Annotated in this window: 15 protein-coding genes; 2 read left to right on the forward strand and 13 right to left on the reverse strand. The window is 69.5% G+C overall.

What is annotated here, in order from left to right; all coding sequences use genetic code 11:
• Positions 1–46: 46 nt before the first annotated feature.
• The 8 genes from ACFQ9K_RS16070 to ACFQ9K_RS16105 all read right to left on the reverse strand — a co-directional run bounded on the left by ACFQ9K_RS16070 (position 47) and on the right by ACFQ9K_RS16105 (position 10956).
• Positions 47–1030 carry a LacI family DNA-binding transcriptional regulator gene (locus tag ACFQ9K_RS16070; protein ID WP_378717858.1) on the reverse strand — a complete coding sequence of 328 codons (984 nt, stop codon included), beginning with the start codon at positions 1028–1030 and terminating at the stop codon, positions 47–49.
• A 126-nt stretch (positions 1031–1156) separates the two neighbouring features.
• The gene (locus ACFQ9K_RS16075) at positions 1157–2980 is read right to left on the reverse strand and encodes a glucosaminidase domain-containing protein (protein ID WP_378717856.1); all 1824 of its coding nucleotides are present in this window, start codon (positions 2978–2980) and stop codon (positions 1157–1159) included.
• A gap of 18 nt (positions 2981–2998) precedes the next feature.
• A complete protein-coding gene (locus tag ACFQ9K_RS16080) occupies positions 2999–5068 on the reverse strand; it encodes a hypothetical protein (protein ID WP_378717855.1) in 2070 nt (689 codons plus the stop codon).
• A 54-nt stretch (positions 5069–5122) separates the two neighbouring features.
• Positions 5123–6442: a hypothetical protein gene (locus ACFQ9K_RS16085; protein WP_378717854.1), complete on the reverse strand. Its 1320-nt coding sequence runs from the start codon at positions 6440–6442 to the stop codon at positions 5123–5125.
• Positions 6443–6455: 13 nt separating this feature from the next.
• Positions 6456–6998: a hypothetical protein gene (locus ACFQ9K_RS16090; protein ID WP_378717853.1), complete on the reverse strand. Its 543-nt coding sequence runs from the start codon at positions 6996–6998 to the stop codon at positions 6456–6458.
• A gap of 21 nt (positions 6999–7019) precedes the next feature.
• Positions 7020–8270 (reverse strand): hypothetical protein, encoded by a 1251-nt coding sequence (locus tag ACFQ9K_RS16095; RefSeq protein ID WP_378717852.1) that lies wholly within the window; start codon positions 8268–8270, stop codon positions 7020–7022.
• Positions 8270–10687, reverse strand: a complete 2418-nt coding sequence (locus tag ACFQ9K_RS16100; RefSeq protein ID WP_378983261.1) for a hypothetical protein — start codon at positions 10685–10687, stop codon at positions 8270–8272. The genes ACFQ9K_RS16095 and ACFQ9K_RS16100 overlap by 1 nt, the downstream gene beginning before the upstream one ends.
• Before the next feature lie 65 nt (positions 10688–10752).
• Positions 10753–10956, reverse strand: a complete 204-nt coding sequence (locus tag ACFQ9K_RS16105; RefSeq protein ID WP_378717847.1) for a hypothetical protein — start codon at positions 10954–10956, stop codon at positions 10753–10755.
• 142 nt (positions 10957–11098) lie between these two features.
• Between ACFQ9K_RS16105 and ACFQ9K_RS16110 the strand changes: the two genes are divergently transcribed.
• Positions 11099–11878, forward strand: a complete 780-nt coding sequence (locus ACFQ9K_RS16110; RefSeq protein WP_378717846.1) for a BTAD domain-containing putative transcriptional regulator — start codon at positions 11099–11101, stop codon at positions 11876–11878.
• On the opposite strand, the gene ACFQ9K_RS16115 is transcribed toward ACFQ9K_RS16110, so the two are convergent.
• From ACFQ9K_RS16115 to ACFQ9K_RS16135, 5 genes are all read right to left on the reverse strand, one after another.
• The gene (locus ACFQ9K_RS16115; RefSeq protein WP_378717844.1) at positions 11819–13537 is read right to left on the reverse strand and encodes a hypothetical protein; all 1719 of its coding nucleotides are present in this window, start codon (positions 13535–13537) and stop codon (positions 11819–11821) included. The genes ACFQ9K_RS16110 and ACFQ9K_RS16115 overlap by 60 nt on opposite strands.
• Positions 13538–13572: 35 nt before the next feature.
• Positions 13573–14382 carry a BTAD domain-containing putative transcriptional regulator gene (locus tag ACFQ9K_RS16120; protein ID WP_378717842.1) on the reverse strand — a complete coding sequence of 270 codons (810 nt, stop codon included), beginning with the start codon at positions 14380–14382 and terminating at the stop codon, positions 13573–13575.
• Between the two features lie 119 nt (positions 14383–14501).
• Entirely contained in the window at positions 14502–17102 is a 2601-nt protein-coding gene (locus tag ACFQ9K_RS16125; RefSeq protein ID WP_378717841.1) for a LuxR C-terminal-related transcriptional regulator, read from the reverse strand.
• A gap of 125 nt (positions 17103–17227) precedes the next feature.
• A complete protein-coding gene (locus tag ACFQ9K_RS16130; RefSeq protein WP_378717839.1) occupies positions 17228–18352 on the reverse strand; it encodes a catalase family protein in 1125 nt (374 codons plus the stop codon).
• Positions 18349–20142: a peroxidase family protein gene (locus ACFQ9K_RS16135; protein ID WP_378717866.1), complete on the reverse strand. Its 1794-nt coding sequence runs from the start codon at positions 20140–20142 to the stop codon at positions 18349–18351. The genes ACFQ9K_RS16130 and ACFQ9K_RS16135 overlap by 4 nt, the downstream gene beginning before the upstream one ends.
• 485 nt (positions 20143–20627) lie before the next feature.
• Between ACFQ9K_RS16135 and ACFQ9K_RS16140 the strand changes: the two genes are divergently transcribed.
• Entirely contained in the window at positions 20628–21377 is a 750-nt protein-coding gene (locus ACFQ9K_RS16140; protein WP_378717838.1) for a hypothetical protein, read from the forward strand.
• The last annotated feature ends 62 nt before the right edge of the window (positions 21378–21439 follow it).

The raw sequence follows: 21439 nt of genomic DNA on the forward strand, positions 1-21439 counted from the left end.
TGTGTTCGACGAAGAAATGTGCGGTATCGACCGCAGGCCGGGCGACTCATCGCCCGAGGTGTCCGGACTCCCTGACGATCAGTCGAGTCGGGACGACGACCTCGCGTGGGCGCACGGTCAGCCCGCCGATGCGCTCGAACAGCATCTCGGCCGCGCGCGCCCCCATGCGCTCGGCGTCCTGGGCGACCGTGGTGACGGCGGGGCGCAGCAGATCGGCGAGGTCGAAATCGTCGAATCCGACGTAGGCGACGGACAATTCGGGGGCGGAGCGCAGCTGACGGATGAGCGCGAGGGTGGCCCGGTTGTTACCGGTGACCACGGCCGTGACCGGTTCGGGCCCGTCGGCCCACCGCTGCCAGATCTCGGCCCGACTGTGCGGTTCGGGTAAACCCATGCCGACGAGGTTCGTCGCGTCCAGACCGTGCGCGCGGATCGCGGCGAGAAAGCCGTCGCGACGCCGACCGGCCGTCCAGAAACGCTCGTCGTCGCCGAGGTAGCCGATCCGGCGATGACCCGCCGCGACGAGGTGCGCCACGGCCAGCCCCACGCCGCCTTCGTTGTCGGAGACCACCGAATCGAATTTCCCGCTCGAACTCGGCCGATCGACGAAGACACACTTGGTGTCCGGGGACAGCTCGGATTCGAGCGCCACCGCGCCGGCCAGGCTGGCCGCGACGATCAGCCCGTCCACCCGGCGGGCGAGGAACGCGCTGGTGAGTTTCGCGGCGCGCGCGGGATCACCCTGCGCCGATCCGGCCAGCAGCAAGTAGTCCCGTTGTCTTGCCACCTGTTCGACGGCGGCCATGATGGTGCTGTAGAGGGGACCGGTCAGGTCCTCCATGACCAGGCCGATGCTCGCGGTCGCGTTGCCCTGCCGGAGAATTCGCGCCCCGTCGTTGCGGCGGAAGCCCAGATCGTCGATGGCCGACCGGACCCGTTGCGCGGTTTCCTCCCGGACGCCGGGCTCGCCGTTCACCACCCGCGACACGGTCATCAGCGAGGCGCCGGAGCGCCGAGCGACATCCGCCATCGTCGGCCACCGACGCCGTTCACCCGGCGCCGGAGCGTCGCGTTCGGGGTCTGGTAACGTTACCATCGGACAAAGGTGACGTGTCGGGAGTTCTTTGTCAACCCCCGACGGCGTCTTCCGGCCGGCCTACGGCACCTTCTCGATCATTCTCATCACGCCGGTCAGTTTCGCCGCATAGCTGGGCTCGGTGGCGTAGCCGGCCGCCGCGACTTCGCGGGCGAAGGCATAGGGATCGCCGGTGTGCGCGAAGGCTTTCGCGTAGCGCGGTTTGAGCAGCGTCTGTGCGTGGCCGTCGAACGACTGCACCGGGGAGTCGAAGACGCGGAACCAGTCGCGGACGACATACGTGTAGCGGCCGTCCGGTCTCGGGGTCACCGAAATGATCTCCGGATAACCCCGCGCATTCGGGGTGCTGTGCACCTCGGTGGTCACGCAGAGTTTCCGCCGGGCGGCCGGCACACTCGGGCCCGCCTTGACACCGAAGAAGTTGTTGCCGCAAGCCTTTTCGCCCCAACCGGTTTCGAGCGCGGCCTGGCCGAGGGTGACCAGCCAGGGGATGCGACTGCGGGTTTCGTCCGCCTGTGCGTGCGGGCGGTACTTGCGGACGAACTCGACGACGTGGGCGGGCACTCGACCGCTCGGCTTCGGTCCCGGCGCCGGTTTCGGTCCTGGGGCCGGTCGCGGTCCCGGTGTCGGCGCGGGCGCGAGATTTCCGCCCAGCCCCGGAACCGGCCCGGCGAACAGCGGACTCGGGTTCAGCGCACCCTCCCAGCTGAGGTCCACGTGGATGTGGTCGGTGTGCGGATTGCTGCCGCCATAGGGCCGCCAGCCCTGCGCGCGGAACTGCCATCCCCACTGCCGGCGATCCCAAATGATGTACGCCACTTGGAGTTCGACCGCATTGGCGAGCAACCACGCGATGTACGCGTCGGCCTGTGCGCGCTGTACCGGGTTCGCCGCGATCGCGTTCAGATCGATCGAACGACCCTCGCCGTGCAGCGACGGCGTGCCGAACGTGGTGGCGCGGCAGTCGAACGTGCCCGCATGCCGCCCGGTCAAGCGCCGCCATTGGTTCGCCATCGCGCGGGCACCGGGCTGTTCCCCGGTCGTGCACTTGGTGAACGTGCCGCGACGGACGACGCCCGCCGCGCGATCCGGCGTCCGGGTCGGCGCGGGTGTCGGCGTCGGGGCGGGATCAGGCCTTGGGGCAGAGCGGTTTCGGCGATACTGCCGGACGTGCGCGAGGGCGGCGGCATTGGCCTTGCCGGTCAGGTAGGTCCAGGTATCGGGCCGCCCACGGACATCGATGTGGGCGAAGTTGCCCCCGACACCGAGCGCGATGTCGTTGCCGCAGGCGTCGATCGCGAGCTCGGCGATCTGCAAGCCGGTGAGTCCGGCGACGGTGATGTCGGCGGCCTGTCCGCTGCAATGTCTGCTCAACGTCGGCTGCTGCCCGCGAGCCCGATAAACCGCCACGTTGTTCGCCCAGGAACGGTATCCCGAGCTGATCTTGACCGGCCGTCCCACCTTGTCCCGGATCGCCTGCAGGCAGCGGACCAGAGCCGGTGCGATGCGGGCGCGATCGGCGGGTCGTCCACCGCTGCTGACGAGTTCGCCGACGGTGAAGTTCGGCGCCAGCCTCTGCTTGCGCACCGCGGGTCCCGTGTCGTAGAGCGGGAGACCGGTGTTGTTCGGATCCCAGTGCTCTTGCCCCTGCGCCGACGGGCCTGGCCGGGCCGTGAGGACGAGTCCGGACGGGAAAGTCTCGGCGTGGAAATGAGTTTCCGCGCCGGAGATGGTCTCGTCGAACTCGTGCTGCTCGACCTCGCCGGATTCCTGGGCTTCGGCCACCTCTTCGTAGCCGAACTCCTCGGAGTGGGCCGGCTGACGGTCGTATTCGGCTGCGTCCGGATAGTTTTCCCGGGCCGGCCATTCGGCGACGGTGCTCATGACTCGCCTCCACTCGACTCAGTAGGTGTTCTGGTAGACCACATCGCGGTGCTCCCTCGGCCGGCGCACGGGTGCGGACGCGCGCGCGTTGATCTCGGCGAGGGTGACCACGGCGCTGCCGCTGGTCCAGAAGTTCTTCGCCTGTCCGCGGGCGACGAGCTCGACGCACGCCGCGTGCGCGCACTGGCTCACGCCGGCCCGGGCGGGATGGAATTCGTAGTAGTCGAGCATCGAGATCTCGAGCCGGGTGGCGGGCTTCTTGCGCCAATCCTTCGCGACCGGTGGCAGCACCCGCCATTGCACGCAGTCGATGGCGCCGTAGGCGAATTGCAGTTCGCTGTCGCGGTATTCGCTCTGTTCGATCCGCGTCGTGCCGGAGGTTCCGCCCCGGGCGATCGACTTGCGGATCTTCTCCCGCACCCCGGCCGAGCGCTTGATCATGTCGGCGACATCGATGGTGACCTCGGTGCCGCTCGCACCGAGGAAGTGCGCGAACAGCCGGGCCGCGAGCGGGCCCGCGGCGATCACGCGCGCCATCGAGAACATCGCGACCTGGCGTGGATCACCGAACGCGCACGCGCAGTCGACGGCCGATTTCGCGTCGAGGCGATGGGTGGACAGGCTGCAGCTCTGGCGGAATCGCTGTTGCATCTCGCTCCACGGCGCGGTCGGCTTGCAGTCGTCCTGGGACGGCTTGCACGTTCCGAGGCCCCGGCTCGCGAATTTCGGCGGGCACGCCGGACTTCGCGGCGCCTCCTCCTCGAACGACTCCCGCTCCCGGTGCCGGCAACCGCACTCCTGCGAGGTCGACTCATCGAGATGATCCGCTGACTCCCAGGCGGTTTCGCCCCAGTACTCGCCGTCGCCCGCCTGCGGGGTCCACAGTTCGTCGCCGCTCTCGTCGGCGGCCTCGCGGGCGACGATGCCGCCGCGCAGGTTCGCGGACGCGTCGGCCAGCAGCTGCCAGCCGAATCGGCGCGGAATATCGTTGTGCGGCACCCGGGTTCGCTCGACCCGGAAGTTAGGCGAGGCCGCGCCGCCGACCACCGCCGCCACCCGCTCGCTGGCCCGCGCGGTGCCCTCGCCGGGGCGGTACAGCACGCGCAGCGCGCCGGTGCCCGTCGCCATGCGCTTGCGGGCCCAATCGACCAGCGCCTTCGGGTCGTTGTACAGCGCGTCGAAGGTGTACACCTCGTCGGGGTCGGTATGACCCAGGATGGCCATCAGCGCGGCCCCGCCGCCGGAGTGGGCGGTCAGGATCAACCGATTGCGCCGTACGGTGGTTCCGGTCGCGGCGCCGAACCGAGCCAGCGCGTCATCGATCAATCGGTGCAGCGCACCAGGTTTGGTGAGGGCGGGGAACGTATACCGTGCCGGGTTGCCCTTCGGCTGGTGATGGCCGCGCGGCAGGATGAACAGCGTCGGGGCGGTCCGTCCGACGGTCGACGGGTTGGCCGGATCGGTGAAATCCAGTCCGCTGATCGGCTTCTTGTGCTTCACGATGTTCATCGCCGCACCCTGCCCGGCGTAGCCGTGCAGATGGACGACGACATCGACCACCGACGGCTCGACCATGCCGTTCCACTCGAGCAGCAGGTCCGGCGGTGTGCCCGCGTGCGTGCGCAGCAGTGGGTGGCGTTTGACGAGCAACCGGCCGGGCGTCACCGAGACAGGCTGGGCGTCTTCGTAATCGGCGTCCTCGTAGTCCGCGTCTTCGTAGTCCGCGTCCTCGTAATCGGCTTCCGTGTAGTCGACGTCTTCGTAATCCGCGCCTTCGTGGTCGGTCTCGGCGTAATCGACTGCCTCGAAATACCCGGTCTCGCTGTCGGCTTCGAGATCGCCGCCCTCGTGATCGGCGTCCTCCTGGCCGTATTCGGCTCCGTAGGTGTAGCTTTCCCCGGACTCCGCACCGCCGTACCCGGTTTCATCCAGTTCGGTGTCGGAACTCTCGTTCGGCCAACCTGTTTCGCCGGCATATTCCAGATCGCCCACGTCCTCGGCGAACACGTCTTCGCGAGTGGGCCACCCGCCGGGGTCGGGCGTCGATTCGGGCGAGGCGAAGATCGACGATTCGGCAACAGTACTCATATCAGGCTCCCAATCGGTGTCGCGCGGTGGCGAACGACTCGGCGTCCCAACGGCTCAGGGCCGAGGGGCGACTCGTCGATGTCCGTTCGTCGCGGGTGCGGCCGGCGCGGTCGCGCCGGACAGCACGCCGGCGGGCAGCAGTTTCGCCGGTTGCGCGGAACGGACCTGGTTCGTGGTGCGACGCATGGTGACCGCGAGGTCCTTGACCCGCTCCCCGGTCGCCGATTGCCACAGGTCGATGATTCGGGTCATCGTCTGCGCGGGCTTGGTCCCGGTGCCCGGCACGCCGGTGGAGCGGTAGAGCAGCGCGGCCTGGGGCTGCTCGTCGAACACGCCCAGCTCGATGGCCCACAGCAGGGGTGAGACCAGGGAGGCGAGTTCGAAGAGTTCGCGGGCCTGGCGCGACGGTGCGACGCCGACCCTGGCGCCGACCGTCGCGAGCCGGTCGGCGGGATTGCCACCGGCGATACCGGCGTTCGCGCTGAGGTCGCGCACCACCGCGCTTTCGTAGTCGACGGTGAGGTGGAACCAGTTCAACAGGCAGGCATAACTGAACTCTTCCCGGGACAGCATCCCGCCGAGGCGGCGCAGCCGCAGCATCTCCGCGATCGTCTGGCACAGGTACCCGATGTAGCTCGCGTCGGTCGGATTCGAACCGGATGTGTTGCGCTCGTTCTCGATACCGAGCCAGATCTGCCGCAGCAGTTCGTTCCAGATCTCGATGAACCGAATGCTGCTGGCGGCCCCGGCATCTCGCTTCCACGCCTGGCTGTCCGCGCCGGGCGCCGGATGCGGCAGATCGAGTCCGAACATGCGCCAGTAGGCATTTCGCCGATTCACCCTGGCGTCCGGGCGCAGCTGACTGGTCAGGCCGCCCACCCGGAACAGCGGCGGATCACGGAAGAACAGTTCTTCGGTGGCGCGCACCCAGGTCATGGTCTCGACCGTCGGCGCGGGCAGCGTCTCGCCGACGACGTAGCGCCGCACCACCTCGGCGAAGATCTCGACGATACCGGTGCTTTCCACCAGGTACGCGTAGAACATGTGATCCCAGAGCGGCGCCACCTGCGGGGCGTTGCTCGGGTTGTAGCCGAGGGGCGGCGGGAACGGCGGCGTCCCCGCGGGCCCGCGCACACCGGACCGGAACGACTCCTTGATGAGGTTGTCCGGGATCTGGGTCAGCTTGACCGCGGCCGGGTCGCCGAGCGGCACCGCGGTCTGGTTGATGACCTTGGGCCAGGCGGTGATTCCGCCCTGTGCCCAGATCTCGTCCAGCCACCGGCTCAGCTGCTCGGGGTGGAAGGTGAAGACCGCATCGGCCGGCGTGAGCCCGCCGGTGAGTTTGGGGAGCTGAGTAGCCAACTGTCGAAACATGGCGCTGCCTTCCTTAAAGTGCTTGCGGCGAGTCGGAGTACACGGCGACCCTGGAATCGGATCCGGGTGTGTCGATCGGCGCGTACGTCACGAAGCTGACGAGCCGGACGCGTTCGTGGCAGTCCTGGATCTGCACTGCGATCGCCTCGTCGGCGTGGGGGAGTCGGAACGTCGGTCGCTGCTCGCAGTCCCCACCGTTCCCACCGTCTCGGCTGTCCTGGTCGTAGATCCGCTCGAGGATGGCGGGAGCACGGTTGCCGCGGTAGATGGCGACTACTCGCTCCGCGTAGCGCGGCAGTGCCCGGGTGAACACCAACCGGCCGTGCGGCACATCGACCTGGGCGGGCAGCGCCTGCGTCGCCGGCCCCTTGGCCGAGAGGTTGCGTGATTGCAACGCGTACTGCAGCTCCGAGAAGATCGACAGCGTCAGGTCGTTGCCTTCCTCGAGCGTGTTCGACGGGGCGCTGTCCGGCGGCCGGTACTGCTGAATGATGGCGGTGCACAACTGGATCAGCTGATCCACGTTGGCGGTCCCGTTGCCTGGCTCGTTATCCATGTCGGTCTCCTATCTATCCGTTCAGGCGGCGAGTCGGTCGCCGCCACCCATCCGTCGCAGCCAGGTCTCCATTGCCGTTGGCGCGGTGGATGATTCGAGACCGCGCAGCACGGTCAGCGCCAGAATCCGCATCGGCTCGACCCGTTGCAGGTAGGTCGAGGTGTACAGCGATTCGCCCGCGCGATCGGCCAGCCGGGTGAGTTCGCCCGGCGCCACCCGCCGCGGGTCGGCCAGGGCCGAGAGCGGCACACCGTGGAAGGCGCGCATCGGCACCCGGGTGCACACGTCGACGATGGCGGGCAGCAGCGGCATGCTCGCCGCGACGATCGCCGCGACATCCGAACCGGCCCGCGTGAGTGGGTGCCTGGTCGTCCAGCGCGTCGCGAGCGCGTCCCACGGTCCGGCCCCGAACCATGCCCGGCACAGCGCCGCGTTGAACTGCACCCGCAGCGCCGAGACCGGATGCGGGTCACCGAAGGGCATCCGGTACACCTGGCTCGACGGCCCGTCCACGACGGTCGCCAGCGCAGGCACCGGTGCGTAACCGAGCAGACAGAACGCATAGACGTCGGCGGCGACCTCGGCGGCCCAGCTCTGCCACGCCTCCGCGGCGACGAGACTGTGCGGTGCGAGCACGGTGTGCAGCGCGGCCGCCAATTCCTTTGTCCAGCCGGTCAAATGGGCGACCTGATGGCCGGTCTCGTGCACCAGTGAGGTCGGTTGCCAGAGATTGTGCCGGGTGATCTTGATGGCGGCGGCGGGGGACAGCGAGGCATCCCAGAGCCGGGCGCCGGCCCGCAGAATCGAGGCGCCCATCCCTTTGTCCAGGTAGGTCAGCACCGACGGGGTGTCGATGTTCAACGGCCGCAACACCTGATCCATGCTGTGCACGGCCAACGCGTCCAGCCCGCGCAGCACCGCGGCGATGCGCGGATTCGTCCGGGTGTTCACCGCGTCGCAATAGAAGTCGACGACGGCCTCGGCGCGGCTGTAGCGGCGACGCAGCCGGAGCAGTTCCGCGCGTGCGGTTTTCAGGTCGTCCGGCGTGGTCGCGCCCTTGATCGTGAAGATCGTGCGATCGGCCTGCGCGGTGAGCCTGCGCGCCTGGCCGCTGAGGCTCGCCCGGACGCTGAGCCCGAGATAGGACTCGAGCTCCCGCCAGGCCGCCGGCGACGCGCTGACCTCGAGGTCGCCCAGCGCCGCGCTGGCGCGCCGCCAGTGCCTCGCCTCGGTGGCGAGGGCGGCTGTCTCGGTGGCGAATCGGGCGTCCATCACGTCAATCCAGGTGTCGCGACGACTTCCGGCGCCGGGATCTGCGCCGAATCCGGCGCCACGCCGGTGAAGGTCACCGTCAGCGTGACCCCGTCGGCCGGATCGGCCACGGCGGCGGCGAATTGGGCGCCGCGTTGGGCGAGATAGGTGGCGAGGCCGGTGCTGGTCGCGGCGGTCAGCTCGCCGGCCAGCTTGGCGGCCGCGGCCGGGTCGGTGACCACCGCGGCTTTCAGCAGCCGCCGGGCGATCCGATACTGCAGGCGGGGCAGGAAGATCTCGCGCAACGCCGACAGCACGGCGGGCAGATCCCGCTGCCCCGCGGGCGCGGCCCGCTGCAGCCGGGCCTGCAGACCGCGAGCTCGCCGCTCGGACAGCTTGATCACGACGGCCATCCGCTTGGTCGCGGGATCCCAGCGCACCGTCGTCAGCCTGCGCGGCCGACGCGCCTTGCGGCCGGGCATTTTCGCGACGCGGACCCGGAAATACCGCTGCCCGGGCACCGGCCGGTAGGCGCCCGGTCCGGTCCCGACCCGCCTGCGGCGGCCCAACCCGGGTTCGCGCAGTAGCAGTCCCGCGGCCTCCGCGGTGAGCGGCTGGAACTCGTCGGCGCCGGGTTGCTCTGCGGCAGGCAGGGTTTCGTCGCGGGTCAGGTGGCCGAGCAGGGTGCCGGGCAGCGTCTCGTAGAGGTCGATCTCGGCTTGCACCGGCCACCGGTCGACCCCACGGTCGAGCAGATAGGTCTCCAGCGTGCCGCCGTCGTTCCAGCGCACCGCCCGCGCGACCTGCCGGGGGATCGGCATCGTGAAAACCTTGGTGTACTTGCGGAATCGGTAACGCGGTCCGGTCGAGCGCGGCATCATCACCCAGAATCCGCCCTCCTCGGCCGTCTCGCGTTCCGGCAGGTCGGCCCGCAACAGCCGGTCCGGCAGGTAGGCGGCGGCGGACTCGGCGAACGCGCGCTGCACCGCCGCGCTGACCTGGAGGGGATCGGTGAACGCCGCCTCGGGCAGTTCGTCGAGGACCCGGGTGACCGTCGCCTCGACCGCCGAGGCCAGTGCCTCGCCGGGAATCGTATCTTCTTCCTGTCCAGCGGTTTCCAGACCGAGCGCGGTGAACCCGACACCGACCACGGCCCGCGCGATCAGGACCGACGGGTCCTGCCCGGCGATCCTCGCGATGGTGCGCGCGGCCTCGGGACCGACCATCCCCTTGATCAGCTTGGCCAGCGGCTGCGCGATCAGATTGATCAGTTTCGCCCGGGCGCCGGTGACTTTCAGTCCCAGCTTGAGCAGTGGCCGGATCGCCAGCACCGCGGGCACGAACTGCTCGATCTCCGCGATCGGCTCCTCGGCTCCGGTGTAGGTGCTCAACTGGGCCGCGAGCCGGGCCCTGGCGTCGTCCAGCTCGGCCACCGTATTGTGTTCGGGCTCTTCGGAATCCGCCTCATCGAACGCCTCGGCGCCGGCCTCATCGGTCTCCTCGGAGGTGAACATCGCGAAGAGCTGCTGGTCGAAGGCCTCGGACAGGGCTGCCGCGGTGCCCGATTCGTCCGTGCCCTCGTCGGCCTCGTCCGCCGATTCGTCGGCGGCCTCGCCGATGCCGAGACGCTTCGCCAGGATCGGGACCAGCAGGCGGATCTCGGCGGGCAGGATCCGGGTCAGGGGATTGAGCAGCTTCTGAACGACCCCCTTCAGCAAGGAGAGCCCGATCTTCTTCAGCCGCTCGAGCAGCGGGCCGATCAGGTGCTTGCCGACGGTCTGCAGGCCGCTCTTGATCGTGTCCAGCCCGCTCTTGGCGAGGCCGATGACGCCCTTGACCGGATTCTTCACGAATCCGATCGCCTGGCGCACCTTCTGCTTGATGACCGACTTGACCTTGCGCACGATCTTGCCGAGGAAATTCTCGAACACCTCCGACCCGAGCGCGGCCGGGGTGTGCAGCGAGTCGAGCAGTTCGTCGAGTTCCTGCTCGGCGAGACCGTGCAGATCGGCGTTCTCCAGTCCGCTCGCGAAGCCGTCGACCGCGCGTTCCCACTCGCTGATCAACGGGGCGATCCACTCCTGCAGCGATTCCCGGCATTCGGACTCCGACGGCGTCATCGACCACTGCTGGGCATCCGCGAGCGCACGGGCGGCGCCCGCGTCGAGCAGCTGCTCCAATGCCTCGGTGAACTCCTCGTCGTGCAGCGCCGCCAGGAACTCGGTGGCCAGCGCCGACTGCTCGTCGGCCTCGGAGTAGGAGTGCTCCCCGAACGGAGACTCGGTGAACGAGTAGCTTTCGAACGGTGATTCGTCGAATTCGGCGGCCGGTTGTTCGGTCGCGTGATCCACCGCTTCGCCGAAGGGCGACAGCCCGGAGAACGGCGAGACATAGTCCTCGGTATCACCGCGAGACTCGGTAAAGGAGTCACTGCGCATTGTGGTCACCTCCGCAAACGACGGGCGTTTCGCGTCACTGTGCGGGACCGCGGTGTGCGCGAGCGTCAACGCTTCGTCTCGTCGGGCGCCGGATCCCCCAGCAGTTCGCCGAGCAATGCGCCGACGTGCGCCAGCGAGGCGTCGATATCGGCGAAAACCCACTCCTGACCTGAGCCGAGATCGCCGGAACCGGCCAGCACCCGGATGATCAGCAGGCCGCGGTCACGCCAGGCCCGCACCACGATGGTCTTGCTCTCGGGTCCACTCACCGGACCACGGTCGCGCGCGGCCATACCAACTCCCGTCAATGCCGGGTGGGCGGCGTTGACGCGGTGTTGACGCGCGCGCAGCGCGGACTCGGCACGCTTGCTCGACCGGCCACTTCCCGGCCGGTGACGGAGGGATGATTCGATGCAGCTCGCCATCTGCTTGCTCGGTGGATTCGCGCTGCGGGTCGACGCGAGCCATGTTGCGCTGCCCCAGCATTCGCGCCGCGTACTGGCGTATCTGGCGCTGGACCAGATCGCCGAACCCGATTGCGACCGCGGGGTACTCGCGGAACGACTCTGGCCCGACGCGACCGTCGACCGGTCGCGCGCCAGCCTGCGGACCGCGCTGTGGCGGATCCGGCAGGCCAGTCCCGCGCTGGTGCGCGGCGAAGGTGGCCGGGTGCGGCTCGGCGCCGAGGTCGCGGTCGACGTGCACGAGTTCCGCCGCAACGCCGAGCGGATGCTGGCCGAGCAATGCGACTGCCCGCGGGACCGGGCCGCGCTGCTCGCCCGCACCAACGATCTGCTGCCGGGCTGGGACGAAACCTGGCTGCTGCTGGCCCGGGAACAGTTGCGGCAGATGCGGTTACACGCGCTGGAGGTGGATGCGCGCAAGCTCGCCGAGCAGGGGCGCTACCCGGAGGCGATCGATGTGATGCTCGCCGTCGTCGCCGAGGAACCACTGCGTGAGTCGGCGCAGGCCGCGCTGATCGAGGCGCACCTGTGCGAGGGCAATGTGGTGGAGGCGCGCAGGCAGTTGCGCATGTTCGCGGACCTGCTCTGGACCGAGCTGAGCATCCGCCCGTCACCGGAATTGTTCGGCCGGGTCGGCATGATCACCCCGCCGCCGCCCACGCCGCGATCAGTCAACGGTCATGTCGCGCTTGGCAATCGACGCCTGCTCCCACACGTGGGTGCCTGACGCCGGATGCGAGCGGCGGGCGTGCACCGACGCGAGCACGGTCACCCGGGTGCCGCGGGCGGGCACCAGTGCCGCGGGCCAGCGCGCGGACACCGTGCGCCAGCGGCCCGGTGCGAGATCGAAACCCACCGTCGCCGTTTGCGCGGGGAAGAAGTCGGCGGGGTAGGTGGGCGCGGTGGTCGTCGTGGTCCTGATCGCGAAGGTCACGACGAAATGGCGGCACGGTCCGGCCGCCGCGCGATTGCGCACCCGGGCGTGAATCCAGTTGTCCTGTCCAGTGTGTGGATTCGCGTGCGTGGGGACGCCGTCGTCGGCACGGCGGACCCACAGCGTGGGCGTCGCGACGAACTCGAGACGCGCGTCCGGCGTCGGCTCGGCGAAGCCGTAGACGAATCGGTGGAAGGCGTCGACGAGATCCGGTGCGCCGGAACCGGAGACGAGGTGCGCGACCATATCGGCCGTGCTGACCGGCGTGCCCTGCCGAGCCTGGTACCACCCCGCCATCAGGGTGCGCAGCGGGGCCGCGCCGATCCGGTCCGCGACGCCGCGGAAGAAGCGGCTGCCCTCGTCGTACGCCGCGATCGGGGTGGTGCGCTGGAACGGCTGCCTGGCGCAGAGGCGGACCGGCGGCCGGGTGAAATCGAAACGCTCGGTGCGGGTGTCGCCGTCGTCGCGGAAGGTGGTGTACGCCTCGTCCCACCAGCCGTCGGTCTGTGCCGCCGGGCTGACGCCGCGAGCGAACCACGAGTGAAACACCTCGTGACCGAGCGCGCCTGCCGCGGTGGTCGCGCCGCCCGCGTATTCCATGCCGCCGCCCGCGCCGTGGAAGAAGCAGACGAAGCGGCTGCCGAGGAATGCACCGAAGGCGGTCTCGTAGTCCGCGAGCAGTGCGCCGACGCGAGCATTCAGCGCGGGCAGATTCTCTTGGCCGCCAACGGGTTTCCACGTCTCCACCGTCACCGATCGCCCGGACACCGGCAGCGTGACGGTCGATGATCGCAGCACCACCGTGTCGGACGGACGCAGCTCGAGCAGTGCCGACATGGTGGTGAACCAGGCCGGGAACCGCACGGTCCAGGCGTTGACGCCGGCCGCGGTCACCGCACCGTTGGTGATCAGCGAGTGCGCGACCGTGGTTGCGGTGACCCGCAATTCGAGCGTCCACGGGAACTGGTCGAAGGGCAGGTTCGACGGAAACCAGGCTTCGAGATAACGGCCCGCATACAGATCGGACATGCCGAGTGACCAGCGAAGCCCACCGTTCGCCCGCTGCAGTACCGGCGGATAGGCGCCGCCGAGGTCGGCGTCCGGCGTCGCCAGCGAATAGGTCACGACCAGCCGGTGCGCCGACCCCGCGGCCTGCGGGACGCCGATGACTCGGATCGAGCTGTACGGTCCTGCGCCGGCATCGCGGGACGCGATCTTCGCCGGGTCGAGCTGCGACCCGTCGAGCCGGCAGGTCAGCACGGTTTGCCGGAGGTCGAAGATCGGCGCTCCGGCGTGCGGCCCGACCACGTAGTCGACCGTCGCCTCGACCGAGCCCGTGCCGGTCGCGGCATCCAGGGTGAGCACCGCGCGCAGCTCCTGGATGTGCATCGGCACCGCGCGCAGCCCGGCGATCCGCGTCGGCGGTGGTGCGTGGGTGAAATCGGCCGGCATCGCGTCAGCATGCGACGGCGCCGTGCTCGGGAGCGTCAATCTCGCGTAGTCGCGGCGACCGTGGGCAGGCCGACCCGATGGCCGAGATCGGCGGACGGGCGCAGCGCGAGTTCGCGCCACAGCGTCGCCGCGAAGCGGTCGAACTGCCTGCGCGCCTCGGCGGCATTGCCCTCGCCGAGGTGGGCGTCGATGAGGATCGCCTGGGCCGATTCGCGTAACGGCTCCGCGGCGACGACGCGCAGGATCAGGTCGATGGCCTGCGGATACCGTCGCTGCGCGCAGAACCGGCGCGCGACCGCCTCCAGGGTGTGCAACCGCAGCAACCGCACCTGTTCGCGGAACAGCAACAGCCAGTCCTCGTCCCAGCCGGGCAACAGCTCGGCCGCGGTGCACAGCATCCGCAGGTTCGCCGGTGGGCAGTCGGTGCCCGACAGCATCGCCTCCGCGCGCTGCCGGAAGCGGTCGACGTCGACCGCGACGTGGCCGGCCAGTCGCACTCGTTCCGCGTCGCCCGCCAGCAGGTCGGGGCCGGCCCGCCGAATCCGCCACAGCGCCGTGCGCAGGCTGGCCGACGATCGCTCCGGCGACGAGTTCTCCCACAGCCGCTCCGCGAGCACCTGCCGCCCGCAGTCCTCGCCGGTCATCCGATGCAGCGACAGGTAGGCCAGCACCCGTTGCGCATGCAGCGGAAGCACGACCTTGCGCCCGCCCTGCCGCAACTCGAACCCCCCGAACAACAAGACCTGCGCGGCCGGCCGAAGCGCCTCGCCGGAGGCGGCCGTACCGGCTGCGCACCCGGCCACCCGCGGATCAGCCGGACCGGACCGGGCCGGCCATCCCATCATCGCTGGTTTCGATACCCACATTTCGCCCGTCTCTCGGCCGATATCGCTGTCGACACCATCAGACCGCAGGTCAGGGACCCCGGACACGAGTAGATCGCTACCCGAATCGGGCGAAGGGCCTAGTGGTCGTCGTCCCGCCAGATCATGGAGGCGAGTTGTTCGCGGTCGGCGGCGCCGAGTTTGAAGCAGGCCCGATAGATGTGGCCCTCTACGGTTCGCACCGAGACACAGAGCCGCTCGGCGATCTCGCGGTTGGACAGTCCGCGCGCGATGAGCGCGGTGATCTCCCGTTCGCGCGCGGTGATCGGCAGGGGCTGGGCGGCGGACACGATGGCCGGGGTGGTCGCCCCGTCGCACCGGGCGGCCAGTTCGAGGGCGCGGGCCGAGGCCTGCGCACTGAGTAGGCGTTGGGCCGCGCGGTCGTGCAGCGGGACCCGCTGTGCGGCGGAATCGGCGGCCGCGGGCAACAATCCGGCGGTTTCGTACTCGACGCTGACCGCGGCCAGTGCGTTGACGTCGGAGTGGCCGAAGGCGGCGGCATGGCGGGCGTAGATCCCGACCACGGGACCTTGAACGCGGCCGGCGAGCGTGTGCAGCCGCGCGGCGAGGGTGCGGTCGCCGAACCGGACGGCATAGTGCAGCGCCTCCGCCTCCAACGCGTATTGCCCTGTGCGGTGGGCGATTTCGGCGGCCTTGCGGGCAAATTCGACGGCCGAGTGCTGGTTGTGCGTCGCGGCCGCCAGCCAGGCGCGGGCGATCATGCGCTGCGGCTCGTGCAGCGCCATGTGCGGTCCGGTGTGTTCGTCCGCCTCGAGCAGGACCCGCTCGGCCTGTTGGGCGTCGCCCACCGACGCGTAGGCGCGGACGAGCAGCAGCCGGGCCGGCAACTGCCAGGGGAGCGCGGCCTCGGCGTCGAGCGCCGCCAGCGCCTGCTCGAACGCGGCGATCGCCGCACGGTACCGGCCGCGGTATGTGGTGACCACGCCGACGGCTATCTTGGCGATCGCCCAGCCGGCGAACTGTCCCGCGGAGGAGAATTCGGAGCTCTCGGTGGCGCGCTGCTCGGCCAGGTCGAATTCGCCGATGACCGTCAGCGCCAGCACATCGCAGTACCGGACCATCGCGCGGATCATGCCGTCGCTTGCCTTGCGCTGGGCCCGGCTCCGGGCCGCGATCGGTGCGTAGTCGGCGCCGCGCCCGGCCACCGGCATCGCCAGTCCCGCGGCGAACGCGGCGAAATCGACGGCGTGTCCAGGCGAGTTCGGGTCGGCGAGAACACGTTCGGCGGCCTCGATGCCGTCGGCGATGCGGCCCTCGTGCACCGCCATGGCGGCGTTCACCGCGTCGATGACCAGGCGCAGCGCGGGATGCTCGACGCGCTCGCCGAGCAGGTCCATCAGCTTGCGGGCGCGGTCGGCGTCGCGCAGGGACCAGAACAACAGGCTGGCGCGCGGAATGCCCCACTGGACCAGTTGGAGTTGATCGAGTTGGTCGGGGTCGAAGCCGGCCAGGATCTCGTCGGCTTCGAGCGGACGTCCCTGCCACAGCAGGGCGCGGGAGAGCAATTCGGCCGCGGCCAGCCCGCCGCCGCGGTCGTTGGCGGCGCGCGCGAGTCGTTCCCCCAGCGGCAGGTTGGACAGCGCGACAGCGTCTTTCGCGGCCGTGATCAACAGCTCGAGGTCGATGGGCTGGTTGCTGTCGACGCACAGTTGCGCCAGCCGGATCCGGTCGGCGGCGGTGCCGAGACTGCGCTCCCGCAGCATCTCCACGATGCGGCCGCGCAGCTTGCGCGCCGCGGCGGTGCCGATCTGGCGGCGAACGACGTCACCGAGGAGCGGATGGCTGAACCGCGCGCTGCTCGGCCAGCCGTCGTGGCTGATCCGAATCAGGCCGGCGATCTCGGCGGCGTCGACCGCGTCCGCCCCGACGAGGTCGGTGAGGATGTCGATGTCGAGCGGTTCATAGATGGCCAGCGTTTTCACCGTGTCCAGGACCGGCTCGCCCGACCGGGCGAGCCGCTCGCCGAGCAGTGCGACGAGCCCGGAGGGCACGGCGGTCGGACCGCGCAGCTGCCAGACGCCGTTGACCTCGGTGAGGGTGCCCGCCTCGACCGCGCCCTCGATCATGTTGCGCAGGAACAGCGGGTTACCGCCCGAGGATTCCCACATGACGTCGGCGCTGAGCCCCTCCAGGGTTCCGCTCAGCACGGTCTCGACCAGGTCGACGCACTGCTCCTTGGTCAGTGCGGTCAGCTCGATGCGTTCCAGGTAGCCGTCCTTCCACAGGGACGTGACGGCGTCGGGCACGGGTTCCCCGGTCCGCACGGTGGCCACGATGTGGGCGCTGTGGTCGACGGCGATCTGGTGCAGCAGCGTCGCGGACAGATTGTCGAGCAGGTACGCGTCGTCGACGCCGATGACCGTGTTCGGTTGGGCGAGTAGGTTTTCCCGCGCCGACGACAGAAGTGCGATGGGATCGCGCGAGGCCGAGGGCGCGATCCAGGGCGCGAAGACGCCCAGCGGAATGGCCTGGGACGACTCGGTACAGGCCGCCCACCGGACCGGGGCGCTCAGTGCCGACGTGACGATCCTGGCGAGCGTCGTTTTGCCGATGCCCGCGGCACCGACGAGCACGACACCGCCGGTGTCGGTGCTCGTCAGTGCCGCGCGGACCGCCTCGAATTTGTCGGGACGATCGAGCAGCTGCCAGCGATCCCCCATGAGCGATAAGTGTAGAGACCGCGGCGCGGCGCCGCGATGTGTTTCCCCGGGCGGCCGTTCCGCGTCGACCTGCGGGTGGCCGACCGGTCGGGGTGGTGGACGGGGGTGGGTGCGCGGCGCGGAGGTCATCGGGGAAGTTGGTCCGCGGTGGGTTCGAGCCGGGGGACGTTGTTGACGCCGTGACGGTAGTTGCTGGACGCCTCGTACACGCGCTGTTTGAGCCGGTTGATCGAGCCCATCGGCCGGTGCGCCAGCAGGCCGCGCCAGGAGTTGAAGGACACCACGTCGTCGCCGAACGCGCGCCGCTCGGGGGTGTCGGGATTCTGGATGTCGAACCGGATGGTGGCGACGGTCCGGTGCGGCGACGCCGCCTCGGGCCAGGCGACGGTCGCGTCCTCGATGGGCATCGTGTCGGTATCGGTGCACAGTTGCGCGCGCAGCTCGTATTCGGCGCCGTGCCTGGCGAAGAAGTCGACGACCTGATCGTGGTGGGCGTTGCTGCCCGCGTCGCGGCGCACCGGTTGGTCACGCAGTGCCGTGACCTCCGGCGATACCGGAGTGTAGAGCAGCTTGGCGACGTAGTCGCCGAAGCGCAGCGGCGCCGATGAATAGAACGTTTCCCCCAGAATGTGGGTGTTGGGCCGAACGAATACGGCCAGGTTCGGGGGGAGGGGACGTCCGATGCGCCGCAACACATGCTTGTCGAGCGCGGAAAGAATGCTGCTGCCGGTCTGGAGGACGGGGTCGGGCAGCCGGGCCAGCACCCACGCGATCGGCATTCCCCGGCGGAGATAGGCGTGGGCGTCCGCGAACAGGAACTCACGGTGGGTGACCATGATGAAGTCCTGAGTGGTGGCCTCGTCGCCGGGCAGCGCACGCGCGCCGGGCACGCCGACCACCTTGATGCCCAGGCCGCGCACGCCGCGCAGTTGATCGCTGCGGATCACCCCGGAGGTGCTCGACAGGCGCGCGATGACGGGATAGTTGGCGGGGGTGGCGAACAGGCCCTGTGCGAGTTCCGGCGGCAGGCCGGGATGCACGGTCAGTTCGCCGCGCAGGATGCCGTGTCCCTTGGCGTGCGCGTCGCGCAATCCGTGCTTGTACTTGCGGTAGGCGCGTTCGTTGTTGCCGCGGAGCACCGTGATGATCTTGTCGATGATCTGTTCCTCGTCGGGGCGCGGTTGCTCGAGGTCGTCGCGGTAACGGAGGTACTTCTGCGCGGTCGTGCGCGGCGCTGCCACATCGGTCATTGCGATCGTTTCCTTTGCCTGCTCTGCGGATCGACGCTCCGCCACGGAGCGAACGGGTTGGCGACGCCGTCGAGAGCGGGTGCCAGAGTGGGGAAGTGCCGCAGCAGGACGCTGCGCATGGTGTTGTCCCGTACCCACGCCATGCCCGCCTCGGTGTAGACCTCGGGGCGGAAGTCGGTGGTGAAGAACCGGTCACCGGACAGCCGGCGCGACGCCATCAGTACGAACAGCCGAAATGCGGTGTCGCTGAAGCCGAATCCGGGCGGTTTGGGTTCGGCGTAGAGCCCGACCATGAGGTCGACCCGTTCGACGTCGCCGTAGACCTGTTCGAGCTCACGCGCCCACAGCGGGTTGTCGGTCAGTTCCTCGAATGAGGTGGCGGGTCGCAGCCGCAACTGCCGGCGAAACTCGTTGTAGCGCGGCACGCCACGTTCACGGACCCGCAGGATGTCCACGGTCGCGAGGTCGAGGAGCGGATGTCCGGGGCGGGTCAGATTCTGGAGATGACGAGGATAGTTGTGCAGTGTCAGCGCGCCGGGGTGGGCGCGACCGAACGAGTAGAACAGCTCGTCCATCGGGGTTTCGGCGAGCCGCTCGCGGATGTGCGCGACCCCCAGATCGGGGAAGGGGTGCTCGGCGCGGACGCTGTCGTCGGCGAGGCTGCGAATCAGCAGATCATCGGGTATCAGCGGATGCATCCGGTAGACGGCGACGAACTCCTCGGTGAGCGAAAACGGGATCCCGCTGTCGTCGCGGGCGGATCCCGGTATGCCGCATAGCACTTCGTTGCCGCTGAGCCGGCCGAAGCGTCGTTGCACGCGCTCACCGAGAAGCCCGAACCAGTTGGCGCGCATGGCGGCAACGGTGGTCGGGTGGGCGATGATCGCCGGTGTCCAGTCGATGGTGTGGATCTTGGCGATCAACGCCGAATTCACCAAACGGGCTGTGTCATAGAGGTTGTCGTCGGTCATGTCCGGGTAGCGGCGCGCCAGATGAGCGCAGATCGCGTTGTGCTCGGCCATGAACAGCGAATGCAGCAGGGCGAGACCGACCCAGGCGTTGGCCGCCGCGCTGGACAGCTCCAGCAGGCCTTCCACGCCGAGCGGCGGCAGTCCCAGCTCGTCCAGTTCGAGTCGCCCCTGGTCGCCGGTCCGCAGTGCGGCGGCGAATTTCGGTGTGCTGCCATAGATTTGCGAGGCATCCCACCAGTGGGTGTCCGCGGTCGGGTAGGTCGGCGGCCCGCCGGGGGTGGGGCTGGGGACCGCGGCGGTGCGGGGGATCGTCATCGGCCGGGCCGGCCATGGATCATCGTCGTTCAGCGGGACCGCCCACGGCTCGGTGTCGGCGTCGTCGTGGCTGAACCAATCGTGCACCTCGAACTGGATCCAGGCCGCCGCAAGGAGATTCAACGTGGTGGCAGGTTGGAAACGATCGCGGGTCAGCAGTTGCCGACTGATCAGCCTCGGGTTGGGCTCCAGCATCCGGGCCGGATCCTCCGGGTAGGTGAATCGCAGCGGGACGTTGCGGCCGAACCGGCAGCCGACCGAGCCCGCGCGTGGATCGTCGGGGGAGTTGTAGGTGCCGTCGACCGTGCGCGCGCGGAGCTGTTCGCCGACGCGGGCCGGGTCGGCGGGGAGCGGTCCGGCCGGATGCGGTCCGGTGTCGAAGAGGTTCTCCGCGCGCAACCGGCTACGCAGCCCGACCAGGACGGCCAACCCCAGCGGCGTGGGCAACCTCGACCAGCCGACGGCGCGGTCGATCGTCTCGGCGACCCGGGCCAGCAAGCGGATCGCACGGGGCCTTCGGCGAGCCGGCGATGTGGACCCCGGCGACGGTGTCGTCGGTTGTGCCCTGACTATCAAAGGACCTCCCAGTGGCGGGTGCGAGCGCGCGGCTCGTCCGAGATCGGATCGGATGCATAGTCTTTGGCCGGAGCGGGGGGTCCGTCTTGCGTAGTCGGCTACTTCAAACCCGCTCGTCGCGTCCGGGCTGCAGATGCCGCTACTCGAATTTCGCGATGGAGTCGGCGGTTGTGCGGAACGGGGGCACACATTCCGCAACGACGCCCCCGCCCGGTGTCGGTGTGCCTGTGCACGGCGGTCCGGCCCGCGGAGCCCAGCGCGCACGGCCGCGCCAGGTGCCGCCGATGGCGGCTTCGAGGTAATCGAGTAGCGAATTACGCGCGCGGCTCGGTGACGGGTGGGCCAACGCTGTCTTCGATGGTGTCGCGGCCGCGGGGAGGTACTCGGGGCGAGCACCACGAAAGGGCACTGGTGTGATCACTCCGATCGAGATCAAGGTCAATCTCGCCGGCGACGTCGCGGACGCGCTGACCCGGCTCCGGTGTTCGGGGCATCCCGCTACCGAACGCCGCATCTGGTTCGCCGAGTCGCGCCGTGACCGCTCCGGCCGGGCATCGGCGTTGCTGTCGAGCCGGATCGTCATCCGGTTGCGCAGCGGCGCGCGCGACGACCTGACCGTGAAGTTACGGCCATGTCGCCGTTCCCAATTGGCGGGCAGGTGGGCCGCGCCGTTCACCGATGAGGCGTTGGAGTACCGCATCGAGAGCGACTGGTGTGGTGAGCGGCGGGTGTTGTCCGCCTCGGCCGTGGGCGAGCGGCCGCCCGGATCACTGCGCGATGCCGCGCTGCTCGGCACCGACGTCACCGCCGCCTTGGACTCGGCGCAGCGTCAGTTCCTGGTGAGCTGCACGCCGCCCGGCGTCGCGGTCGATCACCTCTCGGCGCTGGGTCCGATCGCGTCGACGAAATGGACCGGGGTGCGCCTGGGGGATCTGGAGGTCGATGTCGAACGGTGGTGTATCGCCGAGCTCGAGTTGCTCGAGTTGTCGCTCAGGGTCACCGCCCGGCCGCCGGAGTCACTCGCCGATACGGAAAGTCGGGCCGCGGCAGAGCAACTCAGGTTCGAGGCCATGGTGCGCCGGCACGGTCTAGCGGTCGCGGCCGGCGAGACCAAGACCGAGCGGGTACTCGCCGCGCTGATGGCGCGGTCACACCGGCGCTGATCCGCCGACCCGTAGTCGAGGAGGTCTCGGCTGTCGGACCGCGCGGCCGAGAAACATGACCG

It is taken from the genome of Nocardia sp. NPDC056564, from assembly GCF_042793755.1.
GTDB lineage: Bacteria > Actinomycetota > Actinomycetes > Mycobacteriales > Mycobacteriaceae > Nocardia.